The sequence below is a fragment of the Blastococcus sp. SYSU D00813 genome (assembly GCF_054050735.1).
In genome coordinates this window covers 12,487-29,450 of record NZ_JBJGZX010000042.1, presented here as the reverse complement: position 1 = coordinate 29,450, position 16,964 = coordinate 12,487, and the positions used below count along the sequence as shown (strand labels likewise).

Genomic DNA, 16,964 nt, shown 5'->3' with positions numbered 1-16,964 from the left:
CGACGACGGGCCCCCGGCTGGACGCCGGGGGCCCGTCGCGGGGAGCGGAGGATGGGAGATTCGAACTCCCGAGGGGTTGCCCCCAACCCGCTTTCCAAGCGAGCGCCATAGGCCACTAGGCGAATCCTCCAGTGCGCCCAGACTACCGGGCGCAGCCGCGGCGGTCAGCCGCGGCTCCCCGGCGCGTGGCCCGCCCTCACGTGGCGACCGCGATCACGATCGTGGGAGGCTCCGCCCACCGCTCGCGCCGCCGCCCGTGCGGGGTTGAGGCGCGGGTGCGTGGGAATGGCAGGCCGGACGCGGCCGAACGACGGCTGCGGGCAGGAGTTGGGAGGCGAGCGTGATGAGCACAGACGAGCCACGACCGGAGGTCGTCGACGCCATCGTCGCGGTGCTCAAGGGCGCCGACCCGGCGGGCCTGCCGGCCGGCGCGACGGCCGGGGAGAAGCAGGCCGCGAAGGACCGCTACCTCACCGAGTTCGCCGCCGAGCGCAGCAAGCGGGACCGGCAGACGCAGGCCTGGGAGCTGCTGCTCACCCGCAGCTACGACGAGCCGCCCACCTGGCAGCGGCTGTTCGACGACCTCTCCCCCGACGCCGTCGAGGAGCTGGGCACGCTGTACGACGCCCTCCCGGCCGGCGCCCAGGAGGAGTACGCCCGGCGCTTCGGCGTGCCCAGCACCGTCTGACCCGCGTGCGACTCCGGGCGCGGGGCGGGTAGGGAGCACCGGTGCAGGTCGTCGGGCCCGGTCATCTCGTCTCGGGGCGCTATCGGCTGCTCGCGCAGATCGCGGGCGGCGGCATGGGCACGGTCTGGCGCGCCCGTGACGAGCTGCTCGGCCGGCAGGTGGCGGTCAAGCAGATCGTGCCGCCCGCGGGCGCGGACGAGGAGCTGGTCGACCAGCAGCGCCAGCGCGCGCTGCGGGAGGGGCGGATCGCCGCCCGGCTGAGCCACCCGCACGCGATCTCGGTGTACGACGTCGCCACCGACGGCGGGTCGCCCTGGCTGGTCATGGAGTACCTGCCCTCGCGCAGCCTGGCGCAGGTGCTGTTCGAGGACGGCCCGCTGCGCGCCGACCAGGTCGCGCAGATCGGCGCCCAGGTGGCCGACGCGCTGGCCGCCACGCACGCGGCCGGCATCGTGCACCGCGACGTGAAGCCGGCCAACGTGCTCGTCGGCCAGGGCGGCGACGTCGAGGGCCTGGTCAAGATCACCGACTTCGGCATCTCCCATGCCATCGGCGACGTCACGCTCACCCAGACCGGGCAGCTCACCGGCACGCCGGCCTTCCTCGCCCCGGAGGTCGCCCAGGGCGCGGAGATGAGCGAGGCCAGCGACGTCTTCTCGCTGGGCGCGACCCTCTACACCTGCCTCGAGGGCGAGCCGCCCTTCGGCATGGACGACAACGCCCTGCGGCTGCTCCACCGCGTCGCCGGTGGCCGGGTGCGCCCGCCCACCCGGGCCGGGGCGCTCACCGCGCCGCTCATGGCGATGCTCGGTGACGACCCGGCGGCGCGGCCGACGATGGAGGAGGTCCGCGACCGGCTCGCGGAGCTCGCGGTGGGCCGCGACGGCGACCCCACCACCGTGCTGCTGGCCCGCACCGACCTGCGGTCGTCGTCCGGCCGGTCCCCGACGTCGTCCCTGCCCGGTGCGGCCGGCGCGACCGCCGGTCCCCCGACCCCGCCGGTCCCCACTCCCCCGCCGCCTGCAGCGACGCCCACCCCGACGCCCACCCCGAAGCCCACCCCGACGCCCACCCCGGTGCCGCCCCCGCCGCCCCGCACGCTCGCGGGTCCGCCGCCGGTCCCCCCGGCGTCGACCCCGGCCGAGGAGGCCGACGGCGCCGCCGACCGGCCGGCGGCGGCCGCGCCCGACCCGGCGCCGCCGCGGACACCGCCGTCCCGTCCCGCCTCGGCGGGCGGCCGCCGGCGCTGGCCGCTGCTGGTCGCGGGGCTGGTCCTGCTGCTGCTCGTCGGCGGCGGGGTCGCCTGGCTGGCGACCGCCTCGGACGGCGACGGCGACACCACCGCGGACCCGCCTGCCTCGTCGTCGGCCGCACCCCCCTCCTCGGAGGACCCGGCGCCGGCGCCGGAGACCACCGCCGAGCCGCCCGCGACGTCGGCGACCGAGGAGGAGCCGGAGCCCGGGACGTCGAGCGAGCCGCCGCCCTCGACGTCCCAGCCGGCCGCCGCCGATCCCGCCGAGGAGGTGCAGGAGACGCTCGAGCTCTACTACGCGCTGCTGCCCGCCGACCCCGAGACCGCCTACGAGCTCACCGGGCCGACGCTGCGCTCACGCGTCGGCTTCGGGTCGTACTCCGGCTTCTGGGACACGTGGTCCGAGGCCAACCTGCTCGACGTGCGCGACGTCTCCGTCGAGGGCGACCGGATCACCGCGACGACCCAGGTGGAGTTCCTCCGCTCCGGGGAGCGCCAGGTCGAGACGCACGCCGTGACGTTCGTCCGCTCCGACGACGGCCGGCTGCTCATCGACCTCGACGTGGCGGCCTGACCCCGGGACGACGACGGCGGCGCCTGCCCGGGCTGAGCCCGGACGGACGCCGCCGACGGTCCTGCTGGCGGTGGCGGTGGGATTTGAACCCACGGAGGCTTGCACCTCACCCGCTTTCGAGGCGGGACCCTTCGGCCGCTCGGACACGCCACCGCAGGAGAGACTACAGGCTCCTCCGGGCGCGGAAGAACGCGCGTAGCAGCGTGGCGGACTCCTCGGCCCGGATCCCCCCGGTGACCAGCGGCCGGTGGTTGAGCCGCCGGTCGCGGAGCACGTCCCACAGCGACCCGGCGGCGCCGGCCTTGGGGTCCTCGGCGCCGTAGGCCACGTGCGCGACGCGGGCCAGCACGCTGGCCCCGGCGCACATCGTGCAGGGCTCCAGGGTGACGACGAGGGTGGCGCCGGCCAGCCGCCAGCCGTCACCACCGGCCGGCGCCGCCGCCCGCAGTGCCAGCACCTCGGCGTGCGCCGTGGGGTCCCCGCGCTTCTCGCGCTCGTTGGCGGCCTCGGCGAGGACCGCGCCGTCCGCCCCGAGGACGACGGCGCCGATCGGCGTGTCCCCCCACTCGACCGCCGCCGCGGCCAGCTCCAGGGCCCGCCCCATCGCGGCGTCGAGCACCGCGGCGTCCAGGGGCTGGGCGGCGCCGCTCACCGGGGCGTGCCGGTCAGGTCCAGGCCGACCAGCTCCGACAGCTCGGCGAGGGCCACGGCCGGGTCGACCACCTTGACCGTGTGCATCCCCAGCGCGCGGGCCGGTTTGAGGTTGATGCCGAGGTCGTCGAGGTAGGCGCAGTCCCCCGCCGCGACCGGGCGGCCGACCGCCGCCGACAGCCGCTCCAGCGCCCGCCGGTAGATCTCCGGCTCGGGCTTGCGGACCCCCTCGACCGACGACTCGACGACGGCGTCGAACAGCCCGAGCAGCTCGCCGAGCCGGCCGGTCCGCTCCATCGGCGCGACGTTGTTCGACAGCAGCGCCAAGGGCACCCCTGCCTGCCGCAGCGCGCCGACCGCCGCCACCATCGCCGGCCGCAGCTCCCCGGCCAGGGCGGCCAGCACCCGCCGCGCGTCGACCCGGTGCCCGGCGGCCAGCGCCTCGGCCTCGAAGGTGTCGACGAACCCGTCGGTGTCGAGCTCGCCGCGCTCGTAGCGGGCCCAGGCGTTGGTGTCCGGGTCGGTGCTGTTCAGCCGGCGGATCAGCCCCTCCGGCAGCCCCGCCTCGGCCTCGTACGCGGTGAAGGCGGTCATCGGGCTCTCGGTGAGCACGCCCCCGAGGTCGAACACGACGGCGGTCACCCGGGCGGTCACGACTGCACCGCCGCGGCCAGCTCGTCGGCGAAGCCCAGCCGGCCGGCGATCCGGGCCACCATCTCGTCGGCCCACAGGTCGTCGGCGGTCACGATCGGCCGCAGCTCGTCGGCCGGCAGCCCGTAGTCGGCGAGGACGTCGAGGTCGCCGCCGGGCCAGCCGGTCTCGTCGTCGTCGAAGGCGCCCTCGGTGTCGACCGCGATGCCGTACCGCTCGACCACCTCGCTGGCCAGCAGCCACTCCTGCATCGTCGCGTCGGAGATGAACGCCCGGACCATGCCGCCGGGACCGTGCCGCAGGATCACCAGGTACAGCCGCGAGTCCACGACCACGACGAACGGCCCCGGCCACTCCGCCGCCCCCGGCTCGCCCAGCGCCCGCTCGAGGACGGGCAGCTCGTCGCCGGCGTCCTCGGCCAGGAGCTCGACCCGCCACCGCTCGCCGGCCCGCCTGACGAGCACCGCCCAGCTGGCCGGGCCGGCGGCCTCCGCTGCGCCGGTCACCGGCGGCGCAGCATCGTCAGGCCGTCGGCCAGGGGCAGCAGCACGGTCTCCCAGCGGGGGTCCGCGGCCAGCGCCGCGTTCAGCTCGACGAGGGCCCGGTCGTCGTCGGTGCGCGGGTCGAGCACCCGGCCGCTCCAGAGCGTGTTGTCCAGCAGCACGACCCCGTCCTGCCGCATCCGCGGGTGCAGCTCCTCGACGTAGGCCGCGTAGCCGGTCTTGTCGGCGTCGACGAAGGCCAGGTCGAAGGCCGGCTCCGCGGGCAGCGCGCGGAGCGTGTCCAGCGCGGGCCCGAGCCGCAGCTCGATCCGGTCGCCGACGCCGGCGCGGTCCCAGTACCGCCGGGCGACGGCGGTCCACTCCGCGCTGAGGTCCAGGCACAGCAGCCGCCCGTCCTCGGGCAGCCCCCGGGCGATGGCCAGCGCCGACAGGCCGGTGAAGGTCCCGATCTCGATGGCGTCGCGCGCGCCCACCACCCGGGTGAGCAGCTGCATGAACGCGGCCTGCTCGGCCCCGACCTGCATGGTCGCCGAGGCCTCGCCGCGCTCGGCCATCGCGGCGGTCTCGGCGACCAGGTCGGTGACGACGTCGTCCGGGGCCTCGGTGCTCGCCCGGACGTACTCGGCCATCGGCTGGCTCAGGAGGAACGGCTTCGGCGTCATCGCCGGACCCCGCACAGGCACGTCATAGCCTCTGATCATGGCCGACGCCGCCCTCCCGGTGCCCACGATGCCCGCCCCTCCGGTCGGGGTGGTGGGCCTGGGCCAGCTCGGCGGCTCGCTGGCCGCGGCCCTGGTCGCCGCGGGCCGGGAGGTGACCGGCTGGGACGTCGACCCCGAGGCCCGCGCGGCAGCCGAGGCCCGCGGGGTGCGGATCGACCGGGAGATGAGCGGGGTCGTCGTCCTCGCCGTCCCGCTGCCGGCGATGCCGACGGCGCTCGCCCCGCTCGCCGTCCACCCCGACGCCACGGTCACCGACCTCGGCTCGGTGAAGACGCCGGTGCTGGAGACGGTCGGCGCCGCGTTCGGCGGCCGGTTCGTCGGCGGCCACCCGATGTGCGGCACGGAGCGGTCGGGGCACGCGGCGACCGACCCGGCGCTGTTCCGCGGCGCCCGCTGGGCGGTCTGCCTGGAGCGCGACACCGAGCTCCCCCGCTGGCTGCGGGTCGCCGAGGTCGCCCTGGACGCCGGCGCCGAGGTGGTCCCCGCGACCGCCGCCGAGCACGACGACGCCGTCGCCGCGGTCAGCCACGTGCCCCACCTGCTGGCCGCCGCGCTGGCCGCCGCCGCGGGACGGGCCGGCCCGCTGGCCCTGTCGCTGGCGGCCGGCAGCTTCCGCGACGGCACGCGGGTGGCCGGCAGCGACCCGGCGCTGGTCACGGCGATGGTCGAGGGCAACGCCGGTCCCACCGCGGCCGCGCTGGCCCGGGTGCGCGGGCAGCTCGACCGTCCGTGGCCCGAGCTGGTCGCGGCGGGGCACGCCGTGCGGGCGGCGGTGCCCACCGGCCGGCGGGAGGTCCGGGTGCCGCTGGACCGGGCGGCGCTGCTGGCCGTCGGTCGCGCGGGCGGCGCGGTCACCCGTCGGCTGGCCGCCTTCGTCGAGGGCTGGCTCCCGGCCGCGGAGCGGTGACCGTTTCCCCGCGGCGGACGGCGGGCAGGATGGCGATCATGGACGAGAAGGACCTGCTGAGCCGCATCCACGCCCTCGTCGACGAGGAGCACCAGCTCCGCGACAGCGGGGAGCACTCCGAGGAGCAGAAGGCCCGCGTCAAGGAGCTGGAGGTCCAGCTCGACCAGTGCTGGGACCTGCTGCGGCAGCGCCGCGCCAAGCGGCAGTACGACGAGGACCCCGACGAGGCGCAGGTGCGCCCCGCCTCGGAGGTCGAGGGCTACCTGCAGTAGGCAGCGAGGCCTTCCTGTCGGACGGCTCCCGTGCAGGACCCGCAGCGCGCTCGCGAGCGGCGGGGTACACGGGAGCCCTTCCTCAGGCCGCCGGCCGCGCCGCCCGGACCTGCGGTGCGCCGAGCAGCGCCAGCTGCCACAGCAGCCGCGAGCGCGGGTCGGTGACCTTGCGGCCGGTCACCGACTCGATCCGCCGCAGCCGGTGCATGACCGTGTTGCGGTGGCAGTACAGCTCGTCGGCCGCCCGCGTCGGTGAGCCGTCCGCGGCCAGGAACGCGGCCAGGGTGTCGAGCAGCACCGACTGCTCGTCCTCGGGCAGCTCCAGCAGCCCGCCCAGCGACTGGCCGACCAGCCGGGAGCTGATCTCCGGGGAGTTGCTCAGCAGCGCCTCGGGCAGCCGGTCGTCGATCGTCACGACCTGGCTGGTCCCCACCGGCAGGGTGCGGGCCGCGGTCTCGGCCAGGCGGTAGGCCGTGGCCACCGAGCCCGCGCCCTCCACCTCGGCGGAGACGCCGACCGGCCCGGCGGCCATCGCCCGCAGCCAGCCCAGGACGTCGGTCGACCGGCGCGGGCCGAGGGCGACGACGCCGACCTGGGCGCCGGACCGCTCCCCCCACACCGAGCGCACGCCGCGGCGCAGCAGGCCCGCGGCGGGGTCGAACAGGCCGGCCCGGCCCTCGGCGTCCGGGACCGCGACGACCGCCAGCAGGCGCCCCTCCAGCGGCATGCCGAGCAGCTCGGAGGCCGAGCGCACGAACGAGGGGTCGCCGCCCCGGCCGTCGAGCAGGCCGTCGAGCACCTGCCGCCGGGCGGCGTCGTCGACCGAGTCCATCCGGCGCTGCTCCTCGCGGTAGCCCTCCGCGACCAGGCCGCACTCCACGTCGTTGGTGCGCCACACCGAGCCGGCGACCTCGACCAGCAGGGTGTCGTTCGCCCCGCCCGAGTCGCGGGCGACCGCCAGCAGCGTCTCCCAGGTGATCTGCCCGCCGAGCCGGTAGGCGCGCAGCACCGCCTCGAGCGGGATGCCCTGGGCGGCCCGGCGCCGGCCGACCTCGCGTGCCTCGGACCGCTGCACCTCGCGGGCGCCGCTGGCCGCGCCGACCAGGCTGCGGATGCCCCCGGCCAGCCCGGCGCGCGTCGAGCGCCGCAGCTCCACCAGGTCCAGCTCGCGGTAGACCGGCTCGGTCCGCAGGAGGACGTCGACCATCCGGTCCACCATCGCGTCCACCTGGTCGAACAGCCGCGGCGCGACGTCCCCCAGTCGGCCGGCCACCTCCGGCGGGAACACGTGCACCGTCCACCTCCTGCCGCGCTGCGCTGCGCACAGCCATGGTCGCCGATCACTGTGCGTCGCGCCCATTGTGACCGTCACCACCGGCAGGCAACCTCATCGGGAGCTAGCCGTGACCCAATCGTCGCCGACCTCCCACCCGGTCGGGCGACCCCTCGCGACCCAGAGGAGACGTGGGCCCGTGGCGGAACCGCCGCACGACCGCACCACCCAGCGACCGGACAGGTCGCCCACCGCCCGGCTGGAGATGAGCGGCATCAGCGTCGCCTTCGGCGGCGTGACGGCCCTCGAGGACGTGTCCCTCGTCGTCGAGCCCGGCCAGGTCCACGGCCTCATCGGGCCCAACGGCGCCGGGAAGACCACGATGTTCAACGTCGCGTGCGGCCTCGTCCGGCCCTCGGCCGGCCGCATCGCCTGGCGCGGCTCGGAGCTGCGCCGCCTGCGCCCGGCGCAGCTGGCCAAGCTCGGCATCGCGCGCACCCTCCAGGGGGTCGGCCTGTTCCCGGGCATGACCGTCCTGGAGAACGTGATGGTCGGCGCCCACCGGCACGCGAAGGCCGGGTTCCTCTCGGCCCTGTTCGCGATCCCGACCGCCGACAAGGACGAGGAGCGGCTGCGGCTGCGGGCCATGGACGCCCTGGCGGAGCTGGACGCCACCGAGTACGCCGCGCGCTACCCGGGCAGCCTCCCCTACCCGGTGCAGAAGCGGGTGGCGCTGGCCCGGGCCCTGGTCGCCGACCCGGAGCTGCTGCTCCTGGACGAGCCGGCCAGCGGTCTGTCCGAGGACGAGATGCACGAGCTCGGCGAGCTCATCACGACCCTGTCGTCGCGGATGAGCGTGCTGCTGGTCGAGCACCACATGGACCTGGTCATGCGCGTCTGCGACCGGATCACCGTCCTGGACTCGGGCCGCCAGATCGCCGTGGGGACGCCGGAGGAGATCCGCGCCGACCCCGCGGTGACCGAGGCCTACCTGGGCGACGACGTCGACGTCGACGTCGACGCCGCAGAGCTCTCCGCCGGCCGGCACAGCGCCGGGCGCACGACCGGGACCGAGGAGGTCAGCCGTGGCTGAGCCGCACGGCAGCACCGCGTCCGGGCAGGGCCTGCCCGCGGGCGTCGGCGGGTCCGGCGGGGGGACGCAGACCGCCACCGCGCTGCTCGAGGTGCAGGGGCTGAGCGCCGCCTACGGCCCGGTCCGCGCGCTCGACGGCGTCACGCTGCGGGCCGAGACCGGCCGCATCACCGCCGTCCTGGGGGCCAACGGCGCGGGGAAGACGACGCTGCTGCGCACGATCAGCGGGCTGGTCCGCCCCACCGCCGGGAAGGTGCTGCTCGACGGGGAGGACATCACCCGGGCGCCGGTGGAGGCGATGGTCTCCCGCGGCATGTCGCACGTGCCCGAGGGCCGCGGCGTCATCGCCGAGCTGACCGTGGACGAGAACCTGCGGGTCGGCTCCCTGTTCCGGGGCAAGGTCGGCCGCGAGGAGTTCGACCGGGTCTACGACCTCTTCCCGCGGATCGCCGAGCGGCGCGACAACCCCGCGCACACGCTCTCCGGCGGTGAGCGGCAGATGCTCGTGATCGGCCGGGCGCTGCTCGCCCGCCCGCGGGTGCTGCTGCTCGACGAGCCCTCGCTGGGTCTGGCCCCGCGGATCGTCGCGCAGATCTTCGGCCTGGTCCGCCAGCTGGTCGACACCGAGGGCCTGTCGGTCCTCCTGGTCGAGCAGAACGCGCGCAGCGCGCTGTCGGTGGCCGACACCGGTGTCGTCCTCAACCTCGGCCGCGTCGTCGTCACCGACGACGCCCGCTCCCTCGCCGCCGACGAGGACCTGCGGCACGCCTACCTCGGCTTCTAGAACCCCTCGTCCTCAGGAGGCAGTCCACTCGTGGAGCAATTCCTCAGCCTCACCCTCGGCGGGGTGGTCTCGGGCTCGGTCTACGCCGCGTTCGCCCTGGCGCTCGTGCTGATCTGGCGGTCCACCCGGATCGTGAACTTCGCCCAGGGCTCGATGGCCGCGGCCACGACCTTCATCGCCGTCGCGGTCATCGACGCCGGCGGGTCGTACTGGCTCGCGCTGGTCGTCGCCCTGCTGTCGGGCCTCGTCATGGGTGCGGTGATCGAGCGCGTCGTCATCCGGCCCGTCGAGGGCGGACCCGAGCTCAACGCCGTCATCGTCACGCTGGGCCTCTTCGTCGCCATCCAGGCCCTCGTCGCGCTGATCGCCGGCGTCGACGAGCGGGCGTTCGTCCCGCCGTTCAGCAAGGTCGGCTACGAGGTGCGCGAGGGCTTCACCCTGCTCTCGCTGTCGCCCAACTCGATCTGGACCGTCGCCGCGGTCCTGGTCACCATGCTGGCGCTGATCGCCCTGTTCCGGTTCACCCGGCTCGGGCTGGCGATGCGCGCGTCGGCCTTCGGCCAGGAGGTCGCCCGGCTGCTCGGCGTCCGGGTCGGCCGCATGCTCACCCTGGGCTGGGCCCTCGCCGCGGCGGTCGGCGCGCTGGCCGGCATGCTCATCGCCGGAGACGTCTCGTTCGTCGGGCCCACCTTCATGGACACCCTGATCGTCTTCGGCTTCGTCGCCGCCGTCCTGGGTGGCCTGGACTCGCCGATCGGCGCCGTCGTCGGCGGCCTGCTCCTGGGCCTGGCACTCAACTACGTGCGGGGCTACCTCGACGACTCGCTGCTCGGCATGGCCGCGCTGGTGATCCTCGTCGTCGTCCTGCTGGTCCGCCCCGGCGGCCTCTTCTCCACCACCGCAGCGCGGAGGGCGTGACCGTGAGCGAGACACAGACCCCCACCGGCCAGCCGGGTGCCGCGTCCGACGACGCGCCCTCCACGGCGACCGCCGCGGCCAACGCGTCGTCGGCCCGGGGGACCGGACGCCGGTCCCTGCTCCCCCGCACCACCATCCTCCGGCACCTGCTGGTCCTGGTGGCCGGCGCCGCCCTGGCCGTGCTGCTGCTCGAGAGCACCGAGCTCAACACGAACATCAAGCTGGGCAACGTCGCCTACCTCGCCGTCGCCGCCGGGGGGCTGACCCTGCTCACCGGCCTGTCCGGGCAGATCTCCCTGGGCCACGGGGCGCTGATGGCGGTCGGCGCGTACACGACGGCGCTGATGCTCGACGTCGAGCGGGGCGACGAGCCGCCGTCGCTGGTCCTGGTCTTCCTGGCCGCCGTCGCCGCGACGACGCTCGTCGGCGCCCTGGTCGGCGTCGCCGCCGCCCGCCTGCACGGTCCGTACCTGGCCGGCGCGACGCTGGCGCTCGCCGTCGGGCTCCCCGGGCTGGCGCTGTACTTCAGCGACACCCTGGGCGGCGAGCAGGGCCTCACCGTCCGGCCGCCGGAGCGGCCGGAGTGGTTCGACCAGACCATCGAGTCGCTGTCCGGCGCGGCGGGGCGCGGCCTCAACGACAAGTGGGTCGCCTACATCGCCGTCGCCTGCCTGCTGATCGCCTACTTCTTCCTCGCCAACCTGATGCGCAGCCGGATGGGCCGCACCTGGCGCGCGGTGCGCGACCAGGAGGTCGCCGCGGAGCTCGCCGGCATCTCCCTCGGGCGCTGGCGCGTGCTCGCCTTCGTGGTGAGCGCCGCCGCCGCGGGCCTGGCGGGCGCCGTGCTGGCCATCGTGGTGCAACTGGCCGCGCCGGGGTCGTTCCTCCCGGTGCTGTCGCTGTCCCTGCTCACCGCCATCGTGATCGGCGGCCTCGGCAGCCTCTTCGGCGCGCTGCTCGGCTCGGCGCTGCTGGTCTTCCTCCCCCCGTGGCTCATCGACCTCGGCCGGGACGTCTTCGACATGGAGGAGGCGCAGGCCTCGCAGTCCTCCTTCGTCGTCTACGGCCTGCTGCTCGTGGTGACGATGCTCTTCGCCCCCGCAGGGCTGGTGGGGACCATCCGCCTCGCACTGCTGCGGCGACGGGCCGCGCGCGCGCTCGGCCGCACCGGCGGGGGGTGAGCGACGCGACGAGACCACCGGCCTCGGTGACGGGCGCTCCTCCACCCGTCGCCGCCATGCACGGCGCACCCTCCAGACCCCCGGGCAGAGCTGCTCGGGCGACACCCAAGGAGCACCCTTGACGCGTAATTCCCGACGCCTCGTGAGCGTCCTGGCCGCGGCGACGATCGCCACCACCATGGCCGCCTGTGGCGGCGACGACGGCGGCGGTGGCGGCGGTGGCGGCGGTGGCGGTGGCGGCACCGCCGAGGACAACGAGGCCACCGGCCCCGGCATGACCGAGGACACCGTCACCCTCGGCGGGCACTTCCCGCTGACCGGCCGCGCCGCGCCGGGCTACAGCGAGATCCCGACCGGCATGCAGGCGTACTTCGACTACGTCAACCGCAACGGCGGCGTCTACGACCGGCAGATCGAGTGGGTCTACCGCGACGACGCCTACAACCCCACCAACACCAGCACCGTGGTCCGCGAGCTGGTGCTGGAGGAGGAGGTGTTCGCCATCGTCGGCGGCCTCGGCACGCCGACGCACAACGCGGTCCTCGACTTCCTCAACACCGAGGAGGTCCCCGACCTCTTCGTCGCGTCGGGCTCCTCGCTGTGGGACGACCCGGAGAACCTCCCGTACACCTTCGGCTGGCAGACCGACTACGAGAGCGAGGGGAAGATCATCGGCCAGTACATCGCCGAGAACTTCCCCGACGCGCGGGTCGGGCTGTTCCTCCAGGACGACGACTTCGGCGAGGACGGCGAGCGGGGCGTCCGGCAGTACCTGGACGACGAGCAGATCGTGGAGGTGCAGACCTACACGTCCGGCAACATCGACGTGGGGCCGCAGATCGCCGCGCTGCAGGCCTCCGGGGCCGACTTCGTGCTCGGGTTCAACACCCCGCCGTACACGGCGCTGACCCAGCTGGCCGCCCGGAACCTGAACTACACGCCGCAGTGGTGGTACTCGAACGTCGGGTCCGCTCCGGACCTGGTCGGTTCCCTGCTCTCGGCCTTCTCGCAGGGCGCGGTGGGCGGCGCGTCGGCGCTGGCCAACATCTACACGACCTCCTACATCCCGACCGTGGACCAGGTCGACGACCCCTGGATCCAGCTGTTCCAGCGCATCTGGGACGAGTCCGGCCTGGAGGGCGAGCTCACCAACACCCGCGTCTACGGCATGGCGATGGCCTACACGACCGTGCAGGCGCTGCAGTCCGCCGGCCGCAACCCCACCGGCGACGACCTGGTCGCCGCGGTGGAGGAGGCGGGGGGTGACTGGCGGGGACCGCTGTTCACGGAGTTCCGCTACTCCGCCGACCGGCACGCCGGCATCAACGGCATGTCGGTGGTGCAGTTCAACGACCAGGGCGTCGGCGAGCCTCTGACGCCGCTGCTGGTCACCGACGTCGGCGACGCGGAGATCGAGGAGTTCGACGGCGAGCCCGTCGCTCCGCCGGAGAACGGCATCCCCGACGAGGAGGCCATCGGCTGAAGGACCCCCTCCGGAGGCTCACCCCTCGCACGCTCGGGGTGAGCCTCCGGAGGGGGCCGTGCACCACTGCGGCGGGCCGTCGATCCACCCGGATCGGCGGCCCGTCGCCGTTGCGTCCCGGCGGGATCTGCACACTCGCCGGCACCACCCGCCGGTGGCGTCGACCGTGCGGATCCCGCCGCCGGAGCCGGGCCAGGACACTCAGCCCTTTAAGTGTGTGGGAGTTGATCTCCGGGTAGGAGCGTCGCGGACGTGCGCCGGTGCCCGTCCGGCGGCCCGAGGAGGACCCTGGGATGGTGCACGCGACGCGGACGATCCGGCGGGCGGTGGTCACGGGCGGGGCGGGCTTCCTCGGCTCCCACCTGTGCGAGCACCTGCTCGAGCGCGGCGTCGAGGTGGTCTGCCTCGACAACTTCCTCACCGGCTCGCCGCAGAACGTCGTCCACCTCGCGGAGCACCCCGGCTTCCGGCTGGTGCGCTGCGACGTCACCGACTACGTGCACGTGCCCGGGCCGGTCGACCTCGTGCTGCACTTCGCCTCACCGGCCAGCCCCATCGACTACCTGAAGATGCCGATCGAGACGCTCAAGGTCGGCAGCCTCGGCACCCTGCACACCCTCGGGCTGGCCCACGACAAGGGCGCCCGGTACGTCCTGGCCTCCACGTCGGAGGTCTACGGCGACCCGCTCCAGCACCCCCAGACCGAGGAGTACTGGGGCAACGTCAACCCCGTCGGGCCGCGCGGGGTGTACGACGAGGCCAAGCGCTTCAGCGAGGCGTTGACGACGGCGTACCGGACCTCCAAGGGCACCGACACCGGCATCGTGCGCATCTTCAACACCTACGGCCCGCGGATGCGCCCGGACGACGGCCGCGCGATCCCCGCTTTCGTCGGCCAGGCGCTGTCCGGCCGGCCGGTCACGGTGGCCGGCGACGGGTCCCAGACCCGCTCCATCTGCTACGTCGACGACACCGTCCGCGGCATCCTCGCCATGGCGTGGTCCGGTCACGCCGGCCCGGTCAACATCGGGAACCCCGACGAGCTGTCGATGCTGCAGCTCGCACGGCGGGTCGTGGAGATGACCGGCTCGGACTCCCCCGTCGAGTTCATCGACCTGCCGGTCGACGACCCCAAGGTCCGCCGCCCCGACACCACCCGCGCCGAGCAGCTCCTGGGCTGGCGTCCGGAGGTGCCGTCGGAGGAGGGGCTGCGGCGCACCGTGGCGTGGTTCGCCGAGCAGCGGGCCCTCGCCGAGCGCGCCGTGGGCTGAGCGCACCGTCGTCACCCCTGCACCTGCCGTCCCCCTCTACTCTGGGATCCGGCGGACGGGGGTCGCCATGAGTGTCCGGACGACGACGGAGCGCATCGATGGGCCGCCACGCCTCGCACACCAGCACCACCGGCCGCGGCTGGCCGCCTCCGCGCGGGGTCCTCGTCGCGGCGCTCGTCGCGGTCGTCCTGGTCGCCGGGGTTCTCGTCTGGTGGCTGGCCGGCTCCGACGGGGACGACGCCGCGTCCTGCGGTGACCCGGTGGCGGTGCGGGTCGCCGTGGCGCCGGAGCTCGCCCCGGTGACGCAGGAGCTGCTGGCCGGCGACGCGCTGGACGGCTGCGTGACCGCCGACGTGAGCGGCGAGGACCCGCTGCAGACGGCCGCCGCCCTGACCGCCGGCGCCGACTCCGGCCTGCCCGACGTGTGGTTGCCCGACTCCTCCATCTGGGCCGCGCAGGTGGAGGGCGCCGAGCTCGAGCCGGTCGCCTCCATGGCCACCTCCCCCGTCGTCCTCGCGACCAGCCGGGCGTCGGCCGAGGACCTGGGGTTCACCGACGAGACCCCGCCGTGGCTGGACCTGGTCATCACCGCCCTCAGCGACGGCCGGTCCGTCCCCTCGGCGGACCTGACCGGTGAGGCGCGGCAGATCGCCGTCTCCCTGGCCGTGGAACAGACCGGCAACGGCATCGAGGTCTCCGACGAGGAGCTGCAGGCCTCCCTGGCCCTCTCCGAGGCGGGCGCGACCTACGAGCAGGTCCGCGACGCCGCGGTGGCCGGCGACGCCGATGCCGGCCTGTTCGCCGCGACCGAGCAGGACGTGCTGGCGACCCACCTGGCCGGCGACTCCGAGTTGCTGGCCCTGTACCCGCAGGGCGGGTCGCCGTCGCTGGACTACCCGGTGATCCGGACCGGCGACCCGGGCGATCGCGCCGACGCGGTGGACGCCGTGGTCGACGCGCTCACCTCGGAGGCCGGCGCCGAGGCGGTCCGGGCGGCCGGGTTCCGCGACGCCGAGGGGAACGCCCCCGACGCTGCCGGCCCCGACACCGGCACGCAGGAGGAGGCCCCCGAGCGGCTGCCCATGGAGCCCGAGGCGGCGCTGGCGGCCATCGAGCAGGCGAACCGGGTGCTGGCGCCCTCCCGCCTCCTGGTCGCCATCGACACCTCCGCCTCCATGGAGGCGCCGGCAGGCAGCGGCCGCCGGATCGACGTCGCCGTCGACGCGGCGCGGACGGCGCTGGCCCTGCTGCCCGACGAGTTCTCGGTGGGCCTGTGGACGTTCGCCTACCAGGTCTCCGGCGGCAACGACTGGGCGCAGAGCGTGCCGATCCGGGCGCTGGACGCCGACGTCGAGGGCACCTCGCAGCGGGAGACCCTGGCCGCGGCGGTGGAGACGCTGCCGGCCTCCCTCACCCCCGGCGGGACGGGGCTCTACGACACCGCGCTGGCCGCCTTCCGGGCCGCGCAGGACGCCTACCAGGAGGGCGCGGTCTCCAGCGTCGTGCTGCTCACCGACGGCGAGAACGAGGACGACGCCGGCGGCATCTCGCTGCAGGGGCTGATCGACACGCTCCGGGCCGAGGCCGACGAGGACCGGCCGGTGCAGCTCATCGGGGTGGCGTTCGGTCCGGACACCGACCTCGAGGCGCTGCGGCAGCTGTGCGAGGCCACCGGCGGGCGGGCCTACGACGCCCAGGACCCCAGTGACCTGCAGGGCGTCCTCTTCGACGCCATCCGGCGGAGGTAGGCGGCCGGTCAGACCGCCGCGAGCAGGTCGTCCACCGACTCGACCACCTCGTCGACGGTGATCCGGGCCAGGGCCGGGTCGAGCTCGGTGCCCCACGGGTCGCCGGTGCCGTCGCCGTGCCAGAGGACGACGTGCAGCGCTCCCCCGCCCAGCCCGGCCCGGGCCGGCGGGCCCCACAGCGCCGGGGACACCGGCCCGAACAGCACCACCGACGGCCGCCGGTAGGCCGTGGCCAGGTGCGCGACGCCGGTGTCGCCGCAGACGACCACGCGGGCCGCGGCGACGACGGCGGCCAGCTCCAGCGACGTCGTCGTCCCGGCGAGGACGGCGTCCGGCCCCAGCCCGGCGGCCGCGGCGACCGAGCGCGCCAGCTCCACCTCCGCGGGGCCGCCGGTGACCCGCACGTCGTGCCCGGTCGCCGCGAGGTGCCGGGCGACGGCGGCGAACCGCTCGGGGGGCCAGCGCCGACCCGGGTACGCCGCGCCCGGGTGGACCACCGCGGCCCCGGTCACCGGCGGGGGCACGGCCGGGACGGCGAGGTCGAGCGCGTCGGGGTCGGCCTCGACGCCGAGCCCCTCGGACACCAGCCGGCACCAGCGCCGGACCTCGTGCTCGTCGAGGTACCAGGTGGGTCCGGGGTAGCCCGGGCTGTCGAAGGTGAGCAGCCGCCGCGGGTGCAGGTCGGCCACGACGACGTGCGACAGCGGCCCCTTCCCGTGCAGGTCGACGGCGAGGTCGGGCGCGGGACCCGCCCAGTCCAGCGGCTCGAGCTCGCGGGCGGGCAGCACGTCGTCGACGGCGTCGACCAGCCGGGCGAGGGGCTCGAGCGCGGCGGTGGTGGCCAGCACCAGCCGGTGCCCGGGCACCGCCGCCCGGACGGCCCGGATCGCGGGCACGCCGGTGAGCAGGTCGCCGAGGCCGAGCGGCCGGAGCACGACCGCGGTGGGAGGTTCGTCCACGGCCCCGTTCCGGGCCCCGCGCCGAGCTTCTGAG

17 protein-coding genes and 2 tRNA genes are annotated in these 16,964 nt (G+C 75.4%); 11 read left to right on the top strand and 8 right to left on the bottom strand.

Annotation, left to right across the window (positions count from 1 at the left end; genetic code table 11):
- Positions 1-45: 45 nt before the first annotated feature.
- Positions 46-130: transfer RNA gene (locus ACI8AX_RS20750), tRNA-Ser, on the bottom strand.
- Between the two features lie 213 nt (positions 131-343).
- On the opposite strand from ACI8AX_RS20750, the gene ACI8AX_RS20745 reads away from it, so the two are divergent.
- On the top strand, positions 344-688 hold the full coding sequence (locus ACI8AX_RS20745) for a hypothetical protein (RefSeq protein WP_456551759.1): 345 nt from the start codon (positions 344-346) through the stop codon (positions 686-688).
- Between the two features lie 41 nt (positions 689-729).
- The gene (locus tag ACI8AX_RS20740) at positions 730-2,514 is read left to right on the top strand and encodes a protein kinase domain-containing protein (RefSeq protein ID WP_456551758.1); all 1,785 of its coding nucleotides are present in this window, start codon (positions 730-732) and stop codon (positions 2,512-2,514) included.
- A 65-nt stretch (positions 2,515-2,579) separates the two neighbouring features.
- Here the strand turns inward: ACI8AX_RS20740 and ACI8AX_RS20735 are convergent.
- From ACI8AX_RS20735 to ACI8AX_RS20715, 5 genes are all read right to left on the bottom strand, one after another.
- Positions 2,580-2,667: transfer RNA gene (locus ACI8AX_RS20735), tRNA-Ser, on the bottom strand.
- Positions 2,668-2,677: 10 nt separating this feature from the next.
- Complete coding sequence (locus ACI8AX_RS20730; protein WP_456551757.1) at positions 2,678-3,166, bottom strand: nucleoside deaminase; 489 nt, start codon at positions 3,164-3,166, stop codon at positions 2,678-2,680.
- Positions 3,163-3,819 (bottom strand): HAD-IA family hydrolase, encoded by a 657-nt coding sequence (locus ACI8AX_RS20725; RefSeq protein ID WP_456551756.1) that lies wholly within the window; start codon positions 3,817-3,819, stop codon positions 3,163-3,165. The genes ACI8AX_RS20730 and ACI8AX_RS20725 overlap by 4 nt, the downstream gene beginning before the upstream one ends.
- Entirely contained in the window at positions 3,816-4,322 is a 507-nt protein-coding gene (locus tag ACI8AX_RS20720; protein ID WP_456551755.1) for a tRNA adenosine deaminase-associated protein, read from the bottom strand. Before ACI8AX_RS20720 ends, ACI8AX_RS20725 begins: the two co-directional genes overlap by 4 nt.
- Positions 4,319-4,981: an O-methyltransferase gene (locus ACI8AX_RS20715; RefSeq protein ID WP_456551754.1), complete on the bottom strand. Its 663-nt coding sequence runs from the start codon at positions 4,979-4,981 to the stop codon at positions 4,319-4,321. The genes ACI8AX_RS20720 and ACI8AX_RS20715 overlap by 4 nt, the downstream gene beginning before the upstream one ends.
- A 37-nt stretch (positions 4,982-5,018) precedes the next feature.
- On the opposite strand from ACI8AX_RS20715, the gene ACI8AX_RS20710 reads away from it, so the two are divergent.
- Together ACI8AX_RS20710 and ACI8AX_RS20705 are read left to right on the top strand one after the other, a co-directional pair.
- Positions 5,019-5,948 (top strand): prephenate dehydrogenase/arogenate dehydrogenase family protein, encoded by a 930-nt coding sequence (locus ACI8AX_RS20710; protein ID WP_456551753.1) that lies wholly within the window; start codon positions 5,019-5,021, stop codon positions 5,946-5,948.
- A gap of 38 nt (positions 5,949-5,986) precedes the next feature.
- On the top strand, positions 5,987-6,220 hold the full coding sequence (locus tag ACI8AX_RS20705; protein WP_456551752.1) for a DUF2630 family protein: 234 nt from the start codon (positions 5,987-5,989) through the stop codon (positions 6,218-6,220).
- Between the two features lie 82 nt (positions 6,221-6,302).
- On the opposite strand, the gene ACI8AX_RS20700 is transcribed toward ACI8AX_RS20705, so the two are convergent.
- Positions 6,303-7,514, bottom strand: coding sequence for a PucR family transcriptional regulator (locus ACI8AX_RS20700; RefSeq protein WP_456551751.1), 1,212 nt, complete (start codon positions 7,512-7,514; stop codon positions 6,303-6,305).
- 178 nt (positions 7,515-7,692) lie between these two features.
- On the opposite strand from ACI8AX_RS20700, the gene ACI8AX_RS20695 reads away from it, so the two are divergent.
- The 7 genes from ACI8AX_RS20695 to ACI8AX_RS20665 all read left to right on the top strand — a co-directional run bounded on the left by ACI8AX_RS20695 (position 7,693) and on the right by ACI8AX_RS20665 (position 15,971).
- A complete protein-coding gene (locus tag ACI8AX_RS20695) occupies positions 7,693-8,586 on the top strand; it encodes an ABC transporter ATP-binding protein (protein ID WP_456551750.1) in 894 nt (297 codons plus the stop codon).
- Positions 8,579-9,370, top strand: a complete 792-nt coding sequence (locus ACI8AX_RS20690; RefSeq protein ID WP_456551749.1) for an ABC transporter ATP-binding protein — start codon at positions 8,579-8,581, stop codon at positions 9,368-9,370. Before ACI8AX_RS20695 ends, ACI8AX_RS20690 begins: the two co-directional genes overlap by 8 nt.
- A gap of 30 nt (positions 9,371-9,400) precedes the next feature.
- Entirely contained in the window at positions 9,401-10,288 is an 888-nt protein-coding gene (locus tag ACI8AX_RS20685) for a branched-chain amino acid ABC transporter permease (RefSeq protein ID WP_456551748.1), read from the top strand.
- A gap of 2 nt (positions 10,289-10,290) precedes the next feature.
- Positions 10,291-11,469: a branched-chain amino acid ABC transporter permease gene (locus ACI8AX_RS20680; RefSeq protein ID WP_456551747.1), complete on the top strand. Its 1,179-nt coding sequence runs from the start codon at positions 10,291-10,293 to the stop codon at positions 11,467-11,469.
- Positions 11,470-11,587: 118 nt separating this feature from the next.
- A complete protein-coding gene (locus ACI8AX_RS20675; RefSeq protein ID WP_456551746.1) occupies positions 11,588-12,952 on the top strand; it encodes an ABC transporter substrate-binding protein in 1,365 nt (454 codons plus the stop codon).
- A gap of 293 nt (positions 12,953-13,245) precedes the next feature.
- Positions 13,246-14,223 carry a UDP-glucuronic acid decarboxylase family protein gene (locus ACI8AX_RS20670; protein ID WP_456551745.1) on the top strand — a complete coding sequence of 326 codons (978 nt, stop codon included), beginning with the start codon at positions 13,246-13,248 and terminating at the stop codon, positions 14,221-14,223.
- 98 nt (positions 14,224-14,321) lie between these two features.
- Entirely contained in the window at positions 14,322-15,971 is a 1,650-nt protein-coding gene (locus tag ACI8AX_RS20665; protein ID WP_456551744.1) for a substrate-binding domain-containing protein, read from the top strand.
- Between the two features lie 8 nt (positions 15,972-15,979).
- Here ACI8AX_RS20665 and ACI8AX_RS20660 read toward each other — a convergent pair whose 3' ends face one another.
- The gene (locus ACI8AX_RS20660; RefSeq protein ID WP_456551743.1) at positions 15,980-16,930 is read right to left on the bottom strand and encodes a glycosyltransferase family 9 protein; all 951 of its coding nucleotides are present in this window, start codon (positions 16,928-16,930) and stop codon (positions 15,980-15,982) included.
- Positions 16,931-16,964: the final 34 nt, after the last annotated feature.

What these genes read in the sequence shown, in the direction of transcription:
- ACI8AX_RS20670 (WP_456551745.1), top strand. Translation starts at nt 13,246, where the DNA reads ATGGTGCACGCGACGCGGACGATCCGGCGGGCGGTGGTCACGGGCGGG.
- ACI8AX_RS20710 (WP_456551753.1), top strand. Translation starts at nt 5,019, where the DNA reads ATGGCCGACGCCGCCCTCCCGGTGCCCACGATGCCCGCCCCTCCGGTC.
- ACI8AX_RS20665 (WP_456551744.1), top strand. Translation starts at nt 14,322, where the DNA reads ATGGGCCGCCACGCCTCGCACACCAGCACCACCGGCCGCGGCTGGCCG.
- ACI8AX_RS20715 (WP_456551754.1), bottom strand. Translation starts at nt 4,981, where the DNA reads ATGACGCCGAAGCCGTTCCTCCTGAGCCAGCCGATGGCCGAGTACGTC.
- ACI8AX_RS20745 (WP_456551759.1), top strand. Translation starts at nt 344, where the DNA reads ATGAGCACAGACGAGCCACGACCGGAGGTCGTCGACGCCATCGTCGCG.
- ACI8AX_RS20705 (WP_456551752.1), top strand. Translation starts at nt 5,987, where the DNA reads ATGGACGAGAAGGACCTGCTGAGCCGCATCCACGCCCTCGTCGACGAG.